Annotated in this window: 15 protein-coding genes and 3 pseudogenes; 11 read left to right on the forward strand and 7 right to left on the reverse strand. The window is 41.2% G+C overall.

Features of this window, described 5'->3' with window-relative positions; all coding sequences use genetic code 11:
* Window positions 1-10 precede the first annotated feature (10 nt).
* The 3 genes from cydX to ONZ52_RS01885 are packed head-to-tail and all read left to right on the forward strand — an operon-like array spanning window position 11 to window position 3,515.
* Window positions 11-121, forward strand: coding sequence for a cytochrome bd-I oxidase subunit CydX (gene cydX, locus ONZ52_RS01875; protein WP_111606907.1), 111 nt, complete (start codon window positions 11-13; stop codon window positions 119-121).
* Window positions 122-126: 5 nt separating this feature from the next.
* Window positions 127-1,836 carry a thiol reductant ABC exporter subunit CydD gene (gene cydD / locus ONZ52_RS01880; RefSeq protein WP_265216939.1) on the forward strand — a complete coding sequence of 570 codons (1,710 nt, stop codon included), beginning with the start codon at window positions 127-129 and terminating at the stop codon, window positions 1,834-1,836.
* A gap of 23 nt (window positions 1,837-1,859) precedes the next feature.
* The gene (locus ONZ52_RS01885; protein ID WP_265216940.1) at window positions 1,860-3,515 is read left to right on the forward strand and encodes an amino acid ABC transporter ATP-binding/permease protein; all 1,656 of its coding nucleotides are present in this window, start codon (window positions 1,860-1,862) and stop codon (window positions 3,513-3,515) included.
* A 798-nt stretch (window positions 3,516-4,313) separates the two neighbouring features.
* Here the strand turns inward: ONZ52_RS01885 and ONZ52_RS01890 are convergent.
* From ONZ52_RS01890 to ONZ52_RS01905, 4 genes and pseudogenes are all read right to left on the reverse strand, one after another.
* Window positions 4,314-5,246, reverse strand: a complete 933-nt coding sequence (locus ONZ52_RS01890) for a LysR family transcriptional regulator (RefSeq protein ID WP_265216941.1) — start codon at window positions 5,244-5,246, stop codon at window positions 4,314-4,316.
* Between the two features lie 49 nt (window positions 5,247-5,295).
* Window positions 5,296-5,856, reverse strand: coding sequence for an STAS domain-containing protein (locus tag ONZ52_RS01895; RefSeq protein ID WP_265217760.1), 561 nt, complete (start codon window positions 5,854-5,856; stop codon window positions 5,296-5,298).
* A gap of 57 nt (window positions 5,857-5,913) precedes the next feature.
* Window positions 5,914-7,074, reverse strand: a pseudogene (locus tag ONZ52_RS01900) (SulP family inorganic anion transporter); the annotation flags it as partial.
* A 47-nt stretch (window positions 7,075-7,121) separates the two neighbouring features.
* Window positions 7,122-7,580, reverse strand: coding sequence for a DUF3237 domain-containing protein (locus ONZ52_RS01905; protein WP_265216942.1), 459 nt, complete (start codon window positions 7,578-7,580; stop codon window positions 7,122-7,124).
* A gap of 362 nt (window positions 7,581-7,942) precedes the next feature.
* Between ONZ52_RS01905 and ONZ52_RS01910 the strand changes: the two genes are divergently transcribed.
* From ONZ52_RS01910 to ONZ52_RS01940, 7 genes and pseudogenes are all read left to right on the forward strand, one after another.
* Window positions 7,943-8,842, forward strand: coding sequence for a TAXI family TRAP transporter solute-binding subunit (locus ONZ52_RS01910; protein ID WP_265216944.1), 900 nt, complete (start codon window positions 7,943-7,945; stop codon window positions 8,840-8,842).
* Between the two features lie 410 nt (window positions 8,843-9,252).
* Window positions 9,253-10,197, forward strand: a pseudogene (locus ONZ52_RS01915) (TRAP transporter large permease subunit); the annotation flags it as partial.
* 118 nt (window positions 10,198-10,315) lie between these two features.
* A pseudogene (locus tag ONZ52_RS01920) lies at window positions 10,316-10,525 on the forward strand (TRAP transporter large permease subunit); the annotation flags it as partial.
* A gap of 57 nt (window positions 10,526-10,582) precedes the next feature.
* The gene (locus tag ONZ52_RS01925; RefSeq protein ID WP_265217761.1) at window positions 10,583-10,861 is read left to right on the forward strand and encodes a DUF3394 domain-containing protein; all 279 of its coding nucleotides are present in this window, start codon (window positions 10,583-10,585) and stop codon (window positions 10,859-10,861) included.
* The gene (locus ONZ52_RS01930) at window positions 10,858-11,325 is read left to right on the forward strand and encodes a sulfatase family protein (protein WP_265216945.1); all 468 of its coding nucleotides are present in this window, start codon (window positions 10,858-10,860) and stop codon (window positions 11,323-11,325) included. The genes ONZ52_RS01925 and ONZ52_RS01930 overlap by 4 nt, the downstream gene beginning before the upstream one ends.
* Window positions 11,262-12,170 carry a sulfatase family protein gene (locus tag ONZ52_RS01935; RefSeq protein ID WP_265216946.1) on the forward strand — a complete coding sequence of 303 codons (909 nt, stop codon included), beginning with the start codon at window positions 11,262-11,264 and terminating at the stop codon, window positions 12,168-12,170. Before ONZ52_RS01930 ends, ONZ52_RS01935 begins: the two co-directional genes overlap by 64 nt.
* Before the next feature lie 106 nt (window positions 12,171-12,276).
* Entirely contained in the window at window positions 12,277-13,545 is a 1,269-nt protein-coding gene (locus tag ONZ52_RS01940) for a hypothetical protein (RefSeq protein ID WP_265216947.1), read from the forward strand.
* Window positions 13,546-14,046: 501 nt separating this feature from the next.
* On the opposite strand, the gene ONZ52_RS01945 is transcribed toward ONZ52_RS01940, so the two are convergent.
* A complete protein-coding gene (locus ONZ52_RS01945; RefSeq protein ID WP_265216948.1) occupies window positions 14,047-15,204 on the reverse strand; it encodes a methyl-accepting chemotaxis protein in 1,158 nt (385 codons plus the stop codon).
* Complete coding sequence (locus ONZ52_RS01950; protein ID WP_265216949.1) at window positions 15,176-15,478, reverse strand: cache domain-containing protein; 303 nt, start codon at window positions 15,476-15,478, stop codon at window positions 15,176-15,178. Before ONZ52_RS01950 ends, ONZ52_RS01945 begins: the two co-directional genes overlap by 29 nt.
* A gap of 646 nt (window positions 15,479-16,124) precedes the next feature.
* Here ONZ52_RS01950 and ONZ52_RS01955 point away from each other — a divergent pair.
* Complete coding sequence (locus ONZ52_RS01955; protein ID WP_265216950.1) at window positions 16,125-16,268, forward strand: hypothetical protein; 144 nt, start codon at window positions 16,125-16,127, stop codon at window positions 16,266-16,268.
* A 275-nt stretch (window positions 16,269-16,543) separates the two neighbouring features.
* Here the strand turns inward: ONZ52_RS01955 and ONZ52_RS01960 are convergent, their stop codons facing one another.
* Complete coding sequence (locus ONZ52_RS01960; RefSeq protein ID WP_265216951.1) at window positions 16,544-17,662, reverse strand: iron-containing alcohol dehydrogenase; 1,119 nt, start codon at window positions 17,660-17,662, stop codon at window positions 16,544-16,546.
* Between the last annotated feature and the right edge of the window lie 21 nt (window positions 17,663-17,683).

Raw genomic sequence — 17,683 nt, forward strand, 5'->3', positions numbered from 1 at the left:
GGAATCAGTTATGTGGTATTTTGCTTGGATTTTGGGCATTTTATTAGCCTGCTCTTTCGGTATTATCAATGCCGTTTGGTTAGAGTTTAGTGGTTACGAAGGTGAAGAGGAGCAGAAGTAAGTCTTATGACGAGAGAGAAGGGAACACAAAAGGCTCGTCGACCAGGTCGAATTAAAACACCGGAAGCGGTATTTTTGGGGCAGTTAGCGAATCAACAGTCATCAAAATACCGTCTTGCTCAAGGCTTCGGGGTGTTGTTTGCCGTGTCTTTAGTGTTGCAGGTTTGGGCGCTAGCAAATGTATTTTCGGATATGGTGCTGCATCAGTCCTTTTCACTATCTCTCTTAGTTGTTGGTTTATTTGCTCTACTGATCCGTGCCTTGGCTAACTTTGGCCGAGAGCGTATTTGCACCAGCGCGAGCCGTGATATTCGTTACGGCTTGCGACGTAAATTGGTGTCACATCTGACAAATCTTGGACCTGCGCGCTTAAGGATCGAGGAAGATGCGGCGCTGTCTACACGTGTTTACGAACAAGTTGATGCGTTAGATGATTTTTTTAGTCGCTATAAACCCCAAGTGTTTATGGTGACCTTAATCCCTTGTGTGATCCTGCTTTCTGTGGTGTCTATTTCTTGGATCGCCTTTTTTGTTTTTATGCTGACAGCACCTTTGGTTATTGTTTTTATGATCTTTGTTGGTCACAAAGCAGCTCAGGCCAACCGTCGACAATTTAATGTATTGGCCATGTTGTCTAATCAATTTATGGATTTGAGCCAAGGTCTTGCTGAGTTAAAACGCTTGAATAGAACCAACGAAGCACGAGAGCGTTTGTCCGATAGTGCAACGGCCTATCAGAAAACCACCATGGGCGTCTTGGTGTTAGCCTTTTTATCGACCGCAACTTTGGAGTTATTTGCATCACTTTCTATTGCCATGATTGCCTTATACTTAGGGCTAGGCTTATTGGAAGTCTTGCCATGGCAAGTCGGATCGTCTCCTGTTACCTTGAGCCAAGCCATGTTCCTTTTATTACTTGCTCCAGAATTTTATTTGCCTTTGCGCCAGCTTGGTAACGACTACCATGCCAAACAAAAAGCTGAAGCCGCCGCGACAGATTTATTAGAGATTTTAGACACACCCACGCCCGTTGTTTCTTTACAAGAGCAAAACCACCCCATCGTAGCGAGTGACGCTAAGCTTTTCGATCAACGGATATCGATACGATTTGAAAATGTAAGCTGGCGTGATGCGGGTCGTTATCGATTAGCCCCCATCACGGCCAGCATCAACGCAGGAGAGCGTATCTGGTTGAGTGGTGAGTCTGGTGTTGGTAAATCCAGTATGTTACATCTTTTACTGGGATTTGAAGAGGATTATCAAGGCCAGCTTTTTGTGAATGACAACCCCTTTCAGGAAATAAATTTAGCGGCTTGGCGAGCAAAACTGGCTTGGCTACCGCAAACGCCGGAATGGGTAAACGGCAGCATTCGCCGCAATTTACTGCTGGGGATTGAAACGCCAAATGAAAAGACCTTGCAGGCGGCGTTAATTGAAAGCCAATGTGATGACTTTATTCAACAGCTTCCGGCAGGGTTAGACACCAAGCTGACGGAATTAGGCTCAGGCTTATCAGGCGGGCAAATGCAGCGTCTTTCTATCGCCAGAGCTTTGCTATCAAACGCCGACATCTGGCTACTTGATGAACCTTGCTCTGGATTGGATAAAGAGACTGCTCAGGCGGTATTGGCGACGTTAAAACGAGTGTCAAAAGGTAAAACCTTGCTGATTGTTAGCCACGACACTCATCCAATACTCTGGGCTGATAAACATTGAGGCTTTAACCAAAGGAGGGTTGCATGAACAACGTATCCAAGCTATCGCTTAAACGTCTTCTGCTGGCTAACCCGTGGGGTTTTGTTATTCCTGTTGTGACTGGCATGGCCGCCACCTTGGCTGGTGTTGCGTTACTGGGTCTTTCTGGCTGGTTTATCTCCGCGGCGGGTTTAGCAACAGCGATGGGCGTTGGTATAGTTTTTAACTATTTAACGCCCGGTGCGATTGTGCGAGGTCTATCTATTCTTCGTACCGCAGGCCGCTATGGTGAGCAAGTGACCGCTCATAATCATTTATTTGGACTACTGCGCATTTTACGTCTTTGGGTGTGGGATCAGCGTGTCGCTAAAGACGCTGCCAATTTGCACGAACAAAGCCGAGGTGATTTGCTACAACGCCTAGTGAGTGACCTTGATCAGATTATTCGCTGGCCCTTGGTGGTATTTTTACCTTGGATATACGCCTTATTAGCCTATGCTGCGGTATCTATTTTTGCCTACTTTATTTCGCCTTCGTTACTGTGGCCATTATTGATTGCGGCGCTATTACATGTCTTAGTTGTGCCTTATGTGTGTGGTCATTTTGCCAGCCATGCCGTTCACGTTGGGCAGATTTTAGGTGTTCACCGCCGCAGTCGCTTTGTGAGTTTGTTTTCTGCTTTAATCACCTTGACCATTCGTGGTCATTGGAAGGATTACGCGCAACGCCTAGGCGAACTAGATGAACGTCAGCGTCGGATGGAAATTCGTATCCAACAAGCCATCAGTTTGGGTCGTTTACTGTCTTATGGTGGGACTATTCTACTCATCGCCAGTAGCTTTTTTCTACTCAGTGAGCGTAACTCAGAGTCCAACCACTGGACGCTTATTGAGGGTGTACAAGGCACATGGGTAGTGGGCTTTATCTTATCCATATTGGCGGTGAACGAGCTAGTATTACCCCTAGTGCAATCCTTCGTCGCCCAAGGTCAATCTCAAGTAGGCTTGCGCCGTTTAAACCAACTACACCAAGATGCTCAAGCACAGCCCGAAGGCAAAATAGATCGCATTCAACAGATGGCATTCAAACATTGGCGCGGCTTTCACGCATCCAGCGGTATGGGGAACAAGGCCATCGATTTTCGTGTGGACGAGGGTGAATCTATCTGGCTTCGCGGCGCCAGTGGCTCAGGAAAATCCACCTTATTGGCCTCCATCGCTGGCGACTGTCTGTCATCAGGTGATGCCATTATCAACAATGAAAAACGCGATCTGTACAGCAACCAAACGTACCAAACACACATTAGCTACTTGCCTCAAGCGCCACACATCTTCCAACAAAGCATCGCGGCTAACTTATACCTAGGTAACCCTAATGCCAGCGACGAACAACTCTGGGCAGTACTGGACGCCGTCGGTCTCGCCGACTGGGTCAAAAGCCTACCAAACGGACTGGAAACCTTACTCAGCTCCCAAGGACGCAACCTATCCGGCGGACAACGCAAACGCCTCGCCTTAGCACGTCTTTTATTGCGAGAAACCCCCGTCCTACTACTGGACGAACCCTTCGACGGACTCGATAAAGCAACCATCGAGAGAATTTGTCATTCACTAGAAAACCACTATAAACCAGATATCTTAATCCTCGTCAGCCATGTTGGTAGTCGCATCGGCGACAACGCTAGAGTCATAGAGCTATAGCTCTTATTCCCTCCCCTTATGTCTTCCAAGGGGTTAGGGAGGGGGTGTTCTTTTGTGCCTAGGGTAGGTCGCAGCTTCAGCCCGACGCGGAATTCATGTTCCATGCAAACGCTTTGCATTCCCGACCTTTTTTCCGCTCTGCCGAGCGGGTAACTTTTTGCAAGCGCCCAACAACTTCAGTTTAAAGGAAAGCAAAAATCCGCCTTAAGATCTTTAATGCCTGATTTTCTTCATCGCGAAGTTGCTTTTGCAACGCTCTGGAGCAGTAAGGCATAGATTGGCTTAGCTGTTCGAGAGGGTCTTTCTGTTAATGACTCTGAAACTCCATAAAGTCGCGCAACTGACAGCATCGGTAATGCTGATTTTTCGTAGGGCGATGTAGGTGCGTTCCTCTATGCGTAAGAGAATTGTTCATCATATAGTGGATAGCTTACCAGCTTCAGGCTGCTTGGGTGTCAGAAAACATGAAAAAAGAGCTGTGGTAGAAGAGGTTAATGGGGACGGTTCAATCGTCATTCGATCAAAATGCTAAGTGTCTCTTAGTATCGATCATCGAGTCTTTGATGCCTATCAGACGAACTTATTTCTGAGTCATTTTGACGAAGTGATAGAAAACTGAGGGGAAATAATGATTTACGACATGAGGCGTTATGTAATGATCCCCATGTTATTCTATTGTCTCTTAATAAGCTGAATTTTTTGATATTTCCTTTCAAAAACGACAAACGACTTTATCGAATAGGACTATTCTTCTCATGAAAGATGTCACAAAGTTCGAGGGAGCTAGTACCCAAAATCCTAAATAGGGGGGCTTTTTTGATTTAGTATTAGTTCTGAGAAAACTTCATGGGTTATTTTTTTGAAAGACTGAAATGCAAGTTGTCCTTTTAATGTTTCTGTGCACATGAAGTATATATTTCTTTCAATAGGTACTACATCGGGTAAATTAATTTCTTTTACGGAGAACGAGTCTTTAAGGACTGATACAGGGAAATGTGGTAATGCGGCTAGATAACGACCTGTCGACAACATGTTCATTAGCATTATAGCGTCGTTTCTGAAAACAACTTTTGTCTTTGTATTTTGGATTCCATAAGATATAAGCATATCCGTTGTTTGTTCCTCGAAGTAGGAAGCTATACCTAAACTAAGCCAATCCAGATCTGCAAAGTCTTCGTTTTTCAGGTTTTTTTTGTTTGTAATAGGATGATTTTGCCCGCAAAAAATACCTATTTTATCCTCAATAATAAGTTCGCGATGGATATTTATGGCTCTTTTATCAGAGGGTTGTGGAGCTATGATAATATCAAACTGATCATCTATTAGCCCTTGTAAAGCTGTTGAAGGATTTTGGCAGGTAACGGTAAGGGCAATATTTGGGTGCTCTTGAAGCATTCTTTCAATGATGATAGGTAATATTTTTATTGCTAGAAGTGGCCCTGAGGCAATACGTAAATTAAGTGTGATACCTAATTTATAGCGAGATACTTGTTCCTTTGCTGAACTTAACCTTCGGGTAATTGCTCTACCTTCTCTAGCTAAAGCTTCTCCCATGGGAGTACTTGATACTCCAAAGCGGCTTCTTGTAAACAGCTGTGCACCAGCTTGCATTTCAAGTGTGGCCATGGCCCTTGTTAAAGTAGGTTGAGCGATATTTAAGTGTTCAGAGGCAGCGGTAATTGAGCCTTTTTCTAGAATGACGGATAGATAAATAAGATGTTTTGATTCCATTGATTAGGACCTATAAAGATGTTTTTGTAAATCCATGTTGCAATATCGGTTATCCGATGTCATTTTCTTTTTTTTCATGAACGCCATTAGCTGGAAAATTAACACATTCATTGAAGATGCGCGCGCTGCATTGACTGCATCTTTCTTGATTTATATGTCGTAGTAGTTCCGAAATCGCGTCTTTTGTATTGTTTGTTAGATAGCGTACTAGAAATGAGTTGTAGATAGGCATAGATTTAATTTCATCCAGTACCGTGCCTTTGAGGGAACATATCTTGACATTACAACCTAGCTTCTCAATTCTATATACTTCAGATTCAAGAAAATGGACACCTGAAGCATCCATAAAATTAATGCCCTTTGCAACTATGATTAGGTGTTTGGTATTGTTCTGAATGATTTTCCCTAATTCTTTTTGTACGTAGTCTACAGAGCCAAAATATAAGGATCCATCAATGCGAATAATTTTAATTTGTGGGCAAACGTCTAGTGAGTATCGATGGATATTACGAATAATCCTATTTTGGATGTCTTGTATGGGGGCAACCTCAATGATTTTTGGCCTCGATGTACGGCGAAGATAAAAGCCGATAGATAAAATAATTCCCACATAGATAGCAAATTCTAGCTGAATAAATAATGTCGAAAAAAAGGTTCCAATTAGAATGGTTGCCTCTGCATAGCTTATTTTTAATATCTCAATAATGTCTTTTATATTGATTAAATTCCAGGCGATTAACAGCACACTTCCAGCCATGGCTGGAAGTGGTAAATAAGAGGTAGCTGATGGAATAAAGGCAATGATAAGAGCGACAATGATAGCTGCATATACGGCTGAAAATGGACTGACCGCACCAGCATCAAAATTAGCACCAGAACGTGTAAAAGAACCTGAGGCTCAGGTAGCAAGAAAAAAACCACCTATCAAATTTGACATGCCTTGCCCTATGAACTCTTGGTTACCATCAATAATTTGTTTTGATCTAACTGATATTGCGCGAGCAATAGATACGGCTTCAATGAGTCCAAGTAAGGCGACAGCAAAAGCACCAGAAAATAGACTGGAAATGCGTGAAGATGATAAATCTGGTAGGGAAAACGATGGTAGCGTACCTGACATGCTTTCAACCATAACGACACCATAATTTTGACCATTTGCAAAAAAACAAATTACGCTGCCTATAATCATACCTATTAGTAAATTTGGTAGTCTTTTATTAATTAGTTTTATTGCTATTGATGTTGCCAGTGTTGCGATACCGATAATTAAAGCGTAAAAATTTACTTCTTCAACATGTTTTAAAATTGCACCAATTTCTTGAATAAAGGATAGGCGTGATGCGACCTCTATTCCTAAAAGATGCTTTATTTGACTTGTTGCAATAAGTAGGGCTGCTCCAGTGGTAAAACCGACAATAACGGTGTGAGAAATAAAATTTACTAATGCCCCTAACCTAAGAGCACCCAATAAAAATTGTATTAGTCCGGTTAAAAAAGAGAGCGTTACCACGATCAACATTTGTTCGGTTGTAGAAGAATAACCTATTTGATGAACAATCGATGCTACGACAATAGATAATGCGGCAGTAGGGCCTGAAATCATATGGAATGAACTACCAAATAGCGCAGCCACGGAAGCAGAAACAATCGCAGTATATAAGCCAATTTCAGGAGGAAGCCCTGCAATATAGGCATAAGCTACACCTTGAGGCAAGACCAGTACCGCGCCTGTTATACCTGCAATGAGGTCTTTTTTTACTGTTTCAGGTGTTTGTTTTTTTGCCCATATTAAAAAAGGGAATAGAGTCGATATAATGGCATTAAGCATTGATTTCTCGTTATGTATGAAAAGTTTTTTAATTTTTATTAAAATGCTTAGCAAACTTCAAATAAATTTATTTCTACTAGGCTTGGTTTACGTATGCCTATACCGATAAACATTCGTTCAGTTATCCATTGAAATTCTTCAGCACTGGTTTCAAATTTAGGAGAGCATCTAAAATATACGTCATTTGGATTGACGGTTTTACCTTCTTTAATCATTTGTGTTAACTCTTCAGATGCGACACGAATAGCTTCATTTTTTATGTAGATTCTTTCTCCTTTGTCCGTCTCTATAATATATCGAGCATCTAGATGAGTAATCCTTGGAGAAATAATAAGTTGATAATCAGCACCGCCAGGTAGAATTTCCCCTTTCCAATTTTCACCTATTACTTTTCCACCTAAAATAGGAATTAAACGGCGCTCTCCATGGATTGATCTTCCGATTTCTTGAGGTTTATCAACCTCGATTTCTAAACTGGCGAAAAATTTTAATTCAGGTGATTTCACTTTATATCCCTCATTATTTTTATACTTTTTTAAGTTTTGCTTTCGCTTTCACACACATCCATCGTATCTATGGCGTTATTAATTATTACAATGATACTAAAAATTAGCTTTTGTCAAGACTGTTTCTGTCTAGTTCACATCTTCCCTCTAGTATTCATTTTTGATTGATTGGATGTTTATAATTCTATTTTACGAATGTTTTGGGAATGGAGTAGATTGTCTGCAGCTAAACAAAAAAATAAAAGGTAAGCGGAGAGGCAAATGTATAATTCTAAAAAGCTTTTACGGAAGAAGTTGTCTACAGCTGGCATAGTATTGGCTGGTATCTTTTTGGCTCTGCGAGCTATGCTCAGCAGATTGGTATGGAGACAGCATCATCAAATAGTCTACTTGGTATGATCCCTCAAGCTATGGCACCCTATTGGTCTAAAGCAGGTGTTGATATTCAATTATCAACGGGCCAGACATTAACCAAGTCACTTCTTAAACTTGCGCAGGGTAGCTTAGACTCTGCCGCCGTTCCCCCTTCAGCATTTTCTGCGATGCAAAGAGGAGAGGGGCCATATATAAAGATGTCGAATAAAGCGAAGGACATGTCTCATAATGTACGTGCTTTATTTACCATTCCTGGCAGTTATTTTCATGCTATTACTCGAGCCGATTCGGGTATTAAAAGCTGGCCCGACGCCAAAGGTAAGCGGGTATTTATTGGACCTCCAGGAGGCTCGGCTAATCAGCAAATAGTAGCATTGGCTAAAGCGGGTGGAACTGATGAGGGGGATTATGAACCTATAAAGGCACCTTGGGGAGCGGCAACGCAGAGCTATCAAGATGGCCAATTTGATGTTTACGTTGGTACTTTTGGTCTAGGATCTCAATCTGTTACCGAACTAAGTTTATCTAGTGATATTCGGATACTTAGTCTTTCTGGTGAAAAAATGACTCCCAATAAAGATTCAGGCATGCAAGCTGCTGTGATTCCTCCGAATACATATCCAGGTCAAGTAAATGATGCTCCAGCGATTACATGGCAAACGGTAATGATGATGGCAGTCAGAAAAGATATTGCGGATGATGTTGCCTATAAATTAACCAAATATTATATCGAAAATCGTCTTACTTTAGCAGAGTTAAACTCTAATTTTAGAGATTTACCAGTTACTGATTACTTTGCAGGAGTTAATGCACCATTGCACCCTGGTGCTGTGCGTTATTATCAAGAAATTGGTGTTGAAATTCCTGCTGAGCTAATGCCTAAGTAGTTATTAAACTTTCCCATTTATTTGTTGTATTAATTAAATGGAGATATTTGTCTCCATTTAAGGGAGTTTTTATGTCTTCCTTTTCTTGTTCGTTGCCAAGGGTTGTTTCTTCAGTCATTGGCATACTAAGTTTTATCATTTGTATATATGGTCTTGCTAATGTTATGCCTGCTATTGGAGATTTTCGTATAGGACCATTTCCAATGGTATTTTTTCGTGCGACTTTTTTTGCTTTGTGTATTGTAACGATTGCACTTGCTATGTGTGAAAGTTATTTGAATGGAAAAGCAAATGTATTTATTGCTTTATTAAGTACCATTTTGATGTTCGGTATGTTGTGGTGCTGTTGGTCTTTTTATCGGATTAGCAGTGAACTGGACGACGGCATGTTTCTGTTTGGCTCATATGAAATGTGGATTGCTGTGTTGGCATCAATCAGTGCATTGTTTTTTTGCTGGCGAATTTGGGGCGTTCCCGTTGCTCTACTTGGTGTGATTGGGATTTTGTATATGGCGACTGGACAGTATTGGCCTGGTCCATTGCAGACAGTTAGTCACGATGTTAATGAAACCTTAGCTCAAAACCTTCTATACAGCTTAGATACAGGTATTTTGGGTAGTACTTTTGCCATCGTTACGACAACCGTGTTTCCTTTTATTATTCTTGGCGCTTTGTTGGAAGGTGTGGGTGCGGGCGATTCAATGATTCGAATTGCTTTTCACTGGATGCGAAAAACAGCGGGTGGGCCTGCGCATGCAGCTGTTTTATCTTCTGCTCTGTTTGGTACTGTATCGGGTAGTGCCGTAGGGAATGTGGTTGGGACGGGTGTTATTACTATTCCGATGATTAAGCGCCGAGGCTTTTCTGCGAATTTTGCGGGAGCTGTGGAGGCATCCGCTTCCACTGGTGGTCAGATTATGCCACCTATAATGGGGGCTGCAGCCTTAGTGATGGCGGACTTTGTCGGCGTAAACTACATGACAGTTATTATTGCTGTGTTAGTACCATCAATCGCTTATTACGCCAGTCTATTCGCTATGATTGTGTTTGAATCTCGTCGTTTAAATATTAAAGCGGATGACGAGTTTGTGGGGGTAGATAAGCCAAATAAACAAGATTATTTAAACCTTTTATTAATCTTTATTCCTTTAATCATCATTGTCGCATTGTTGTTATATGGGCTATCTCCATCAGGCGCTTCCATTGCGGCATTGGCTTGTTTGTTGCCGTTAAGTTTGATCAATCCAGCCATTAGGGCTACCCCCGTTAAACTGATAAGCAGTCTATGTGTTGGTGGTAGAACCTTCGCTGGTTTATTGATGGCTATTGCGGCTGTAAGTATTGTGATTTCAGCATTATCAGCTACAGGCATACCTGTGAAGTTCAGTGTTCTGTTATCCAGTGTTATTTCGAGGCTCATTATTGGTTTCGTTATTAATAGCTGCCTTTTGCTGTATCGTTTTAGGCATGGGGATGCCAACTCTCCCTGCTTATGTGACGGTTGCTACTATAGCAATACCTGCAATGGAGCTTCTTGGGTTGGCACCTCTTACGGCTCATATGTTTGTATTCTTCATTGCGGTAGGGTCGGCTATAACGCCACCTGTTGCTATTGCAGCCTTTGCTGCCGCCAGTATTGCGAAAGGTGGACCTATCGGTACTTCCGTTCAAGCATCAAAAGTTGGCATCATGATTTTTATTATTCCATTCACTTTTGCTTTCAACCCGATGTTATTAACCGTGGCTGATTCAGGTATTCCTTTCGATTTGGTTTCTTGGATATGGTTATTAATAAAACTGGCTGTTGGTATTTTATTAACGGCAACAGCATTGACTGGTTTTCACCTGCGTAAATTGCATTTTTATGAAATTACAGCTCGCTTAGTGGCTGCCGTCATGTTATTTGCCCCAGGAATTCTGTGGGATCAAATAGGTATTTCATTAGCCATCTTTTTATGGGGCTGGCATTTACGTCATAACTTAAATTTATCAAAAAGATTTAAAGGAGCAAAACAATGACCAATATTATATATATTGTCGCGGATGACCTTGGCTACGCTGATTTAGGATGTTATGGGGGGCGTGAAGCACAGTTTGGTAAGGTGTCACCAAATATCGATAAGCTGGCGGAAGAAGGCATGATTTTCTTAGAAGGGTATTCCAATTCTCCAGTTTGCTCACCTACACGTTTTGCTTTGATGACTATGGCTTATCAATATCGTTTACGTGGCGCACTAGAAGAGCCAATTAGTAGTAAAAGTAAAGGTAGTGATACATTAGGTCTTCCTCCACATATCCCTACTTTACCATCTTTGCTGAAAAAGGCGGGTTATCACACTGGGTTGATGGGGAAATGGCACCTTGGATATCCTCCACACTTTGGCCCTAGATCTTCGGGCTATGATGAATTTTTGGAATTATGGCGGGTGGGGTCGATTACTTTTCACATAAAAGCGGTTATGGCGACCATGATCTTTGGATAAATGAAGACGAACACAAAGAAATAGGTTATTTGACTGATCTTATTTCTGAGCATTCTTTAGATTTTATTAATCGTCGGGCAGAAGAAAAATCAGAGCAACCGTTTTTCTTGAGTATTCACTATACGGCCCCTCATTGGCCATGGGAAACCCGAGATGATGCGCATTTAGCTGATAATCTTTCTACCTTGTTCCACCTTGAAGGGGGCAATATCCATACTTATCGAAAAATGATTCACCATATGGATGAAGGCATTGGTCGTATTATGGCGGCTTTGGAAAAACATGGAATGACAGACGATACACTGATTGTCTTCACAAGCGATAACGGGGGGGAGCGTTTCTCCGATAACTGGCCTTTAGTTGGAGGGAAAATGGATCTAACTGAAGGGGGGATTCGTGTGCCTTGGGTTGTGCGTTGGCCTAGCGTAGTGAAAAAAGGCCGTGTGAGTATGCAGCATTGCATGACCATGGATTGGTCGCGCACATTGCTTGAGGCCGGAAATGGGCAGTTCGATCCAGACTATCCAGTTGATGGCGTATCATTAATGCCTGTCTTAACTGGAGAGGTTGAATGCTTTGAACGATCTTTGTACTGGCGAATGAACCATCGTAGCCAACGAGCACTACGTGTTGGTGATTGGAAATATCTAAAAGTTGATGCGCATGAGTATTTGTTTAATGTAACAAATGATGCACGTGAACGTGCAAACCTAAGCAAAAAGTACCCTGAAAAATTAGCGGAGATGAGACAGCAGTGGCTTGATTGGAATGCAACAATACCAGCTATACCTGAAGATGCTTTAGTAAATATGGGTTACAGCGTTGCTGATATGCCACAGCGTTAATACTTATTATTGATAACGGCGGCGTTTTAAATATTCGTCGCTGATTATAAAAACTTATAGATTACATATTATTCAGAGCAATAAAAATAATAAAAGGTTACTCATAATGGTCAAATTAAATTTCAAAATGGCGTTGGCTTTGTCTGTAGTTACTAGTGTGAACTCTCATGCTAGCACTGTATTAGATTCCATTAAAAATGGTACTTTTTCCGGTGGACTTTTCAATACTCTAGAACTTGGTAGTAACTCTGGTGCTAGTGGGGTTGGTGCCAATAATAATGCAAAAGTATTAGGGTCTGCATTGACCTTAGATTATGTCACTGGAGATTATTATGGCTTCAATATAGGTGTCGGATCTGAAACTGGTTACGACTGGGGGATACAGGATAGTGATACAGCAACAACCGCAGGTGGTGAAAATGATAGTCGAGTAAATGTGAACGCTACAAATTTGTATCGAGCCTTTATTAACTATCGTTTTAATAGTGCTTTAACCAATACACAAATACGGGTTGGTCGACAAGATATTACTTCACCTCTACTCATGACTAGTGGCGCATTTCCTATGAGAGATTCATTTGATGCCGTAGTGATTGAGAATAAGGATATACCGGATACAATCTTGCGTGCTATGTATGTAACAAAATGGAATATGCGATATGGTGATGATAATAACGGTTCTGTTACCCAAACAGATAAAAGTTATGATAATCCATTAGTCTCGTTCTATTTAAATAATAAAAGCATAGATAATTTAAATATTGAGGCTCAATGGCTTCAGAATGATAATGATGAAAATGCAGGGGATCCACCAGCAGCCGTAACAGCTAAGAACTATGATACGACTTTTTTAGCGTTGGATTACAATATACCTAATAGCTCTTGGACGGTAGGTGCTAAAACATTATCAGCGAATTTTGAAAACAGCGCAGATACTGGCTACCAAGGCGCCTTCGTAAAAAATACCTTCAACGGTGTTGGTGTTCAGTTGGCGTATACAACTGTGGATGATGCGGCTAATTTTCCTGGTACTTTAGGGCATGTTCCAATGTTACGATCGTATAATCCTGGTATGCAAGGTGAATATTTTGCAGGCTTAAAAACGACTTCTATTGCAGCAAACTATGGTTTTAACATTACCGGTTTTAAAGCGACTCTTGGCTACACGACTTGGCAACAAAGCGTGGAAGGTATAAAAAATAGCCGTGGAACTGATTTGGATGATGGTTATGAAGCGTCATTACGCATTGATTATAAGTCCCAAGAAATTAAAGGTTTGTCTACAGTAATGCAGTTGTCTTATATTAATTATGATCAAGATGTTGCAGATGATTCATTAACGATATTACGGACTTCCTTGAATTATCAGTTCTAATGTTAAGTGCGATTTCAATTAATCAATAAACTAATCACCTTTGCTAGCTCAGGTCTAATTTATCAGTATTTTTTATATTTTCTGATTTTAGTCTGAGCTAGATTTTTTTCAATTCAGCTCAGCCCTCTCTCCTAAAAAATTGATAAAAAACTCCAGTGCTTCTGGCAACGAACCATCGGCAGATTCTAGATTTTTGCCTACCTAACCAATGCTTTCCTGTATTCTAATTTGTTTACCAGTAAGCCCCTTTTATTGGCGGGGTTGGAAAATAATGGTTTCGCTTTGTCGCTCAAAAGGAGCCAATACAGTATTCACATTGCTTAGGTTGGTGTTTGAGTTATCAATCAGGTGACCTCTTAGTACGCTAAAATCTGAGCATCTTTATGTGCCAGCTTCTAACTTTTATGAATTGATGTGGTAAGGTGTTGTCGATGGCGTACTGCTTTGTGGCATAAAAAAATCGGCTTAATTAAGCCGATTTTTTAGAAGTGCTTTGGAACGCTACATCGTAAAGCGATCTACGAGAGATTTAAGCTCCAGTATTTTATGGCGCAGTTCATTACTTCCTTGTCGGTTTTTATCCGACACTTGTACCACTTGCAAGCTTTGCTCTGAAATAAGTTCAACACGCTGCGAAATATCTTGACAAACTTGGCTTTGTTCTTCTGTAGCTGTGGCTATCAGAGTGTTCATGTCCATGATTTTACTAACAGAGTCGAGAATTTCTGTGAGTGCGTCACTGGCCTGACGTGCTTTAAGTACGGTATCTTCGCTTTGCGATCGACTGTCTAGCATAGATTGTACGGCCGCTTCAGTTGCACCTTTTAGTTGCTCAATAATGTGTTGAATATCGCCTGTACTTTGTTGTGTTTTGCTTGCCAGTTGTCGAACTTCATCCGCAACGACAGCAAATCCACGACCTTGCTCTCCCGCTCGCGCGGCTTCGATTGCGGCATTCAGTGCCAATAGGTTGGTTTGTTCGGCAATTTCCTGAATGACATTGAGAGAAGAGGAAATGTTGCTGACGTTGTTTTTCAGCTTGTCCATGACGCTGCTTGTTGATTCAAGTTTGTTTGCTAATACAGAGACTGAATCAACAGCGGAGTCGACAGTTGACATGGCTTCTTTTGCTTTGTTATCCGCCGATTGGGCAGCCGAAGCGGCACTGGAAGCGTTTTCAGATATGTCATGTGCTGTCGCTGTCATTTGTGTTACGGAAGTCGCGACGAGTTCGGTTTCTTCTCGTTGTGTACTTGATAAGCGATCAACTTGGTTAGAGCGTTCAAGCATGTGTCCCGTTTCATGGTTGATGGAATCACTGTTAACGCGCAGTTGACGAATAATATTTTGTAAGTTTTCTACAAAACGATTGAAGTTTTTACTAAGTGACGCGTATTCAGGAACCGAGTAAGGTTCCATCCGAGCGGTTAAATCGGCATCGCCATTCGCAAAACGAGCAATGGATTGGTCAAATTGGATTAAAGGTTTCAAAATACCACGGCTAAACAGAATCGCGAGAATAATCACCAAGCATAAAATACCTGCGCCAATCGAAGCCATTAGGAGAAAGCTATCATCCATTTTTTGTTTGGATGCATTGGCCATCTGTGCGGTGATGGCATCGATATCATCAATATAAAAAACCATACCGATGGTCATGTCCCATTGGGAGCTCGTAAATAGAATAACTCAGTTTCTCTAAGGATACTTTACTGCCAGGCTTGGGAAAATAGTAACTTGAGAATCCACCACTATTTTTAGCTTGTTTGATGAGATTTTGAATTGAGTAGTTGCCCTTGGTGTCTTGTAAGTTCCAGAAGTTTTTACTTATATACGCACCCGTATTACCTAGGAAGTAACGATTACCTTTGCTGTCGTAGCCAAAAGCATAACCATTGTCGCTATATTTAATCTGAAATAGTTGAGCAATCACATCTTTTAAGCCTGCCTTATTCTTTTTAAACTAGCTTAAAGAAGAATTAATAATTTCAATGTAGGTTTCTAACTCTGCATGTTTTGGTTTTGTTAATTTTTTTAAATTAGCTCTTTTTGGTTTTTATTTGGGTTGGACATTTTTTATGGGATATAAAAATTATCCAAAATGTAATTAATAGTAAAGGTAGTATGGATAACATATAAACGCACAGTTTAACATTCAGTTTTTTCCATGGATTTCCTTCTATCCTAGAATTTTTATGGTGAGTAATAATGCTCATAATGTTGATTGTTATATCTTATAAAAATATCAAACAAAAAATATGTGTTCTATGATTTTTTAATTATTCAATATTATATTGCAGGGATGTTGAGTGAAAGGTATTATGGTTTTTAGAACAGCGTTTTCCTAAAATTATATAGAGCTTCATACTGGATGATATTAGAGCTTATTGAGTCAATTGCAATCGAGTGGCATTGATATGGTGATTTTTACCTGATGAATCAGGTGTCATAAAAATCGACAGGTAACTATTTTCAGAGAAAAGTTCTTTCTTGAAGTTGGCTGTGGCCCTAAGGTGAATAATCATAAGGCTTTGATTGGTAGAGAACGTATTTATTTTAATTAATTAGTGAATTTTGAAGTGATTGTCACTGGGTCTCGTGATTCATTTGGCTATGTGTTGCAGTGTTATGAAGAAAAAACCGGAGTGACATTACTGTATAAACCTGCCTTTGGGCAGTTGATGACCACATTACGTTATGTGGAGGACGGCTACGGTGTTTAGTTGTCACCCACTTCTGATTTTTCATTTGCAGTAATCAAAGCTGATACAGGCAATAGAAATTATTGAGCCGACTTTTTGGCGAGAAGTATGCCTATTCAATTCGGCGGAGCGATCACAAACAGCTTTGCTGAATGCGGTATCCCCTGATTAAAGAAGTGACGAAAAGCGAATACAATGTAGTACGCTGGCAAGGATAGGTCATTGAAGCGAATCTGCCGCTTTGTAATTAAAGTGGAAAGCCACAGGTAAAAACCTAAGACTCTCCACTTTTGGGATTAAAATGCGGCTTTATAAATGGCTAAGATATCTTTTATGGACATTTCTTTGGGGTTGTTGTTCATGAGGCGCTTTATGTTGTAAGCCTCTTCGGCATATTGCAATAGTACCTCAGTGTTTGCTCCATGTTTTGATATTTTCATTTCAATACCAAGATCTATGCAAAAGGCATAAGCAGCTTGCAGTACATTGCTTGGATCATGAGATTGGGGGAGTCCCAATGCCGCTAATATTTCCGCTGTTTTTTCTGGTTTAGCGTCGGCGTTAAAGGCCAACACATGGGGAAAGATAATGGCATTAGCTAGGCCATGAGGTAAGTGAAGCTGAGTGGACAGTGGATATGCTAATGCATGACCGGCAGCGGTATTGACTGGACCCAAACAAATGCCACCGTAATAACTGGCGAGCATCATTCCTTCTCTGGCTTCTGTATCTTCACCGTTGGCAACGGCACGCTTTAGATATTGACCAATCAACTTCATTCCCATGCGTGCGTAGTCATCAATCATGTTGTGAGCGCGAATGTTTGTGAAGGCTTCTACGCAGTGTGCCATCGCATCTACTCCTGTCGCAGCGGTGACGGTCGATGGCACCGAATAGGTTAGGGTTGGATCTAAAATGGCGATGTCAGCTCGCATATGCTCACTTTCAACCGCCATTTTTGCGCTGGTTTGTGAGTTGGTCACTAAAGCGCGAATGCCAGATTCTGAACCTGTACCAGCGGTTGTGGGAATTTGGATCAAAGTTGATAATTTTTGATGAACTTTATTGAGACCGACGACTTCTTCTAAAGTTTGATTTTTGTTCCACAATACAGCTGCTAGTTTGGCTAGATCCATCACCGAGCCACCGCCTAAGCCAATTATGACCTCTGGTTTGATGCTCTCAGCAAGATCCAGAATGGTTCGTAAAGCCAATTCATTGGGTTCTGGCGGCGTATCCTCAAAGGTGGTAAATGGTCCTTTTAGCCCTAATCGAGAAACGTGATTGGCAACAGGACTAGTGGTAATGACCAATGCTCGTTTATTGCCAACCCAGTCGCCTACTTGAGTGACCGTATTAGCACCCACTTCCAAACGAGATGGCTGATGTATTGTGATATTTCGTGGTGTATTCATAGCGAATTCCTCTCGATGGAT

The sequence above is a fragment of the Marinomonas rhodophyticola genome (genome assembly GCF_026113935.1).
GTDB lineage: Bacteria > Pseudomonadota > Gammaproteobacteria > Pseudomonadales > Marinomonadaceae > Marinomonas > Marinomonas rhodophyticola.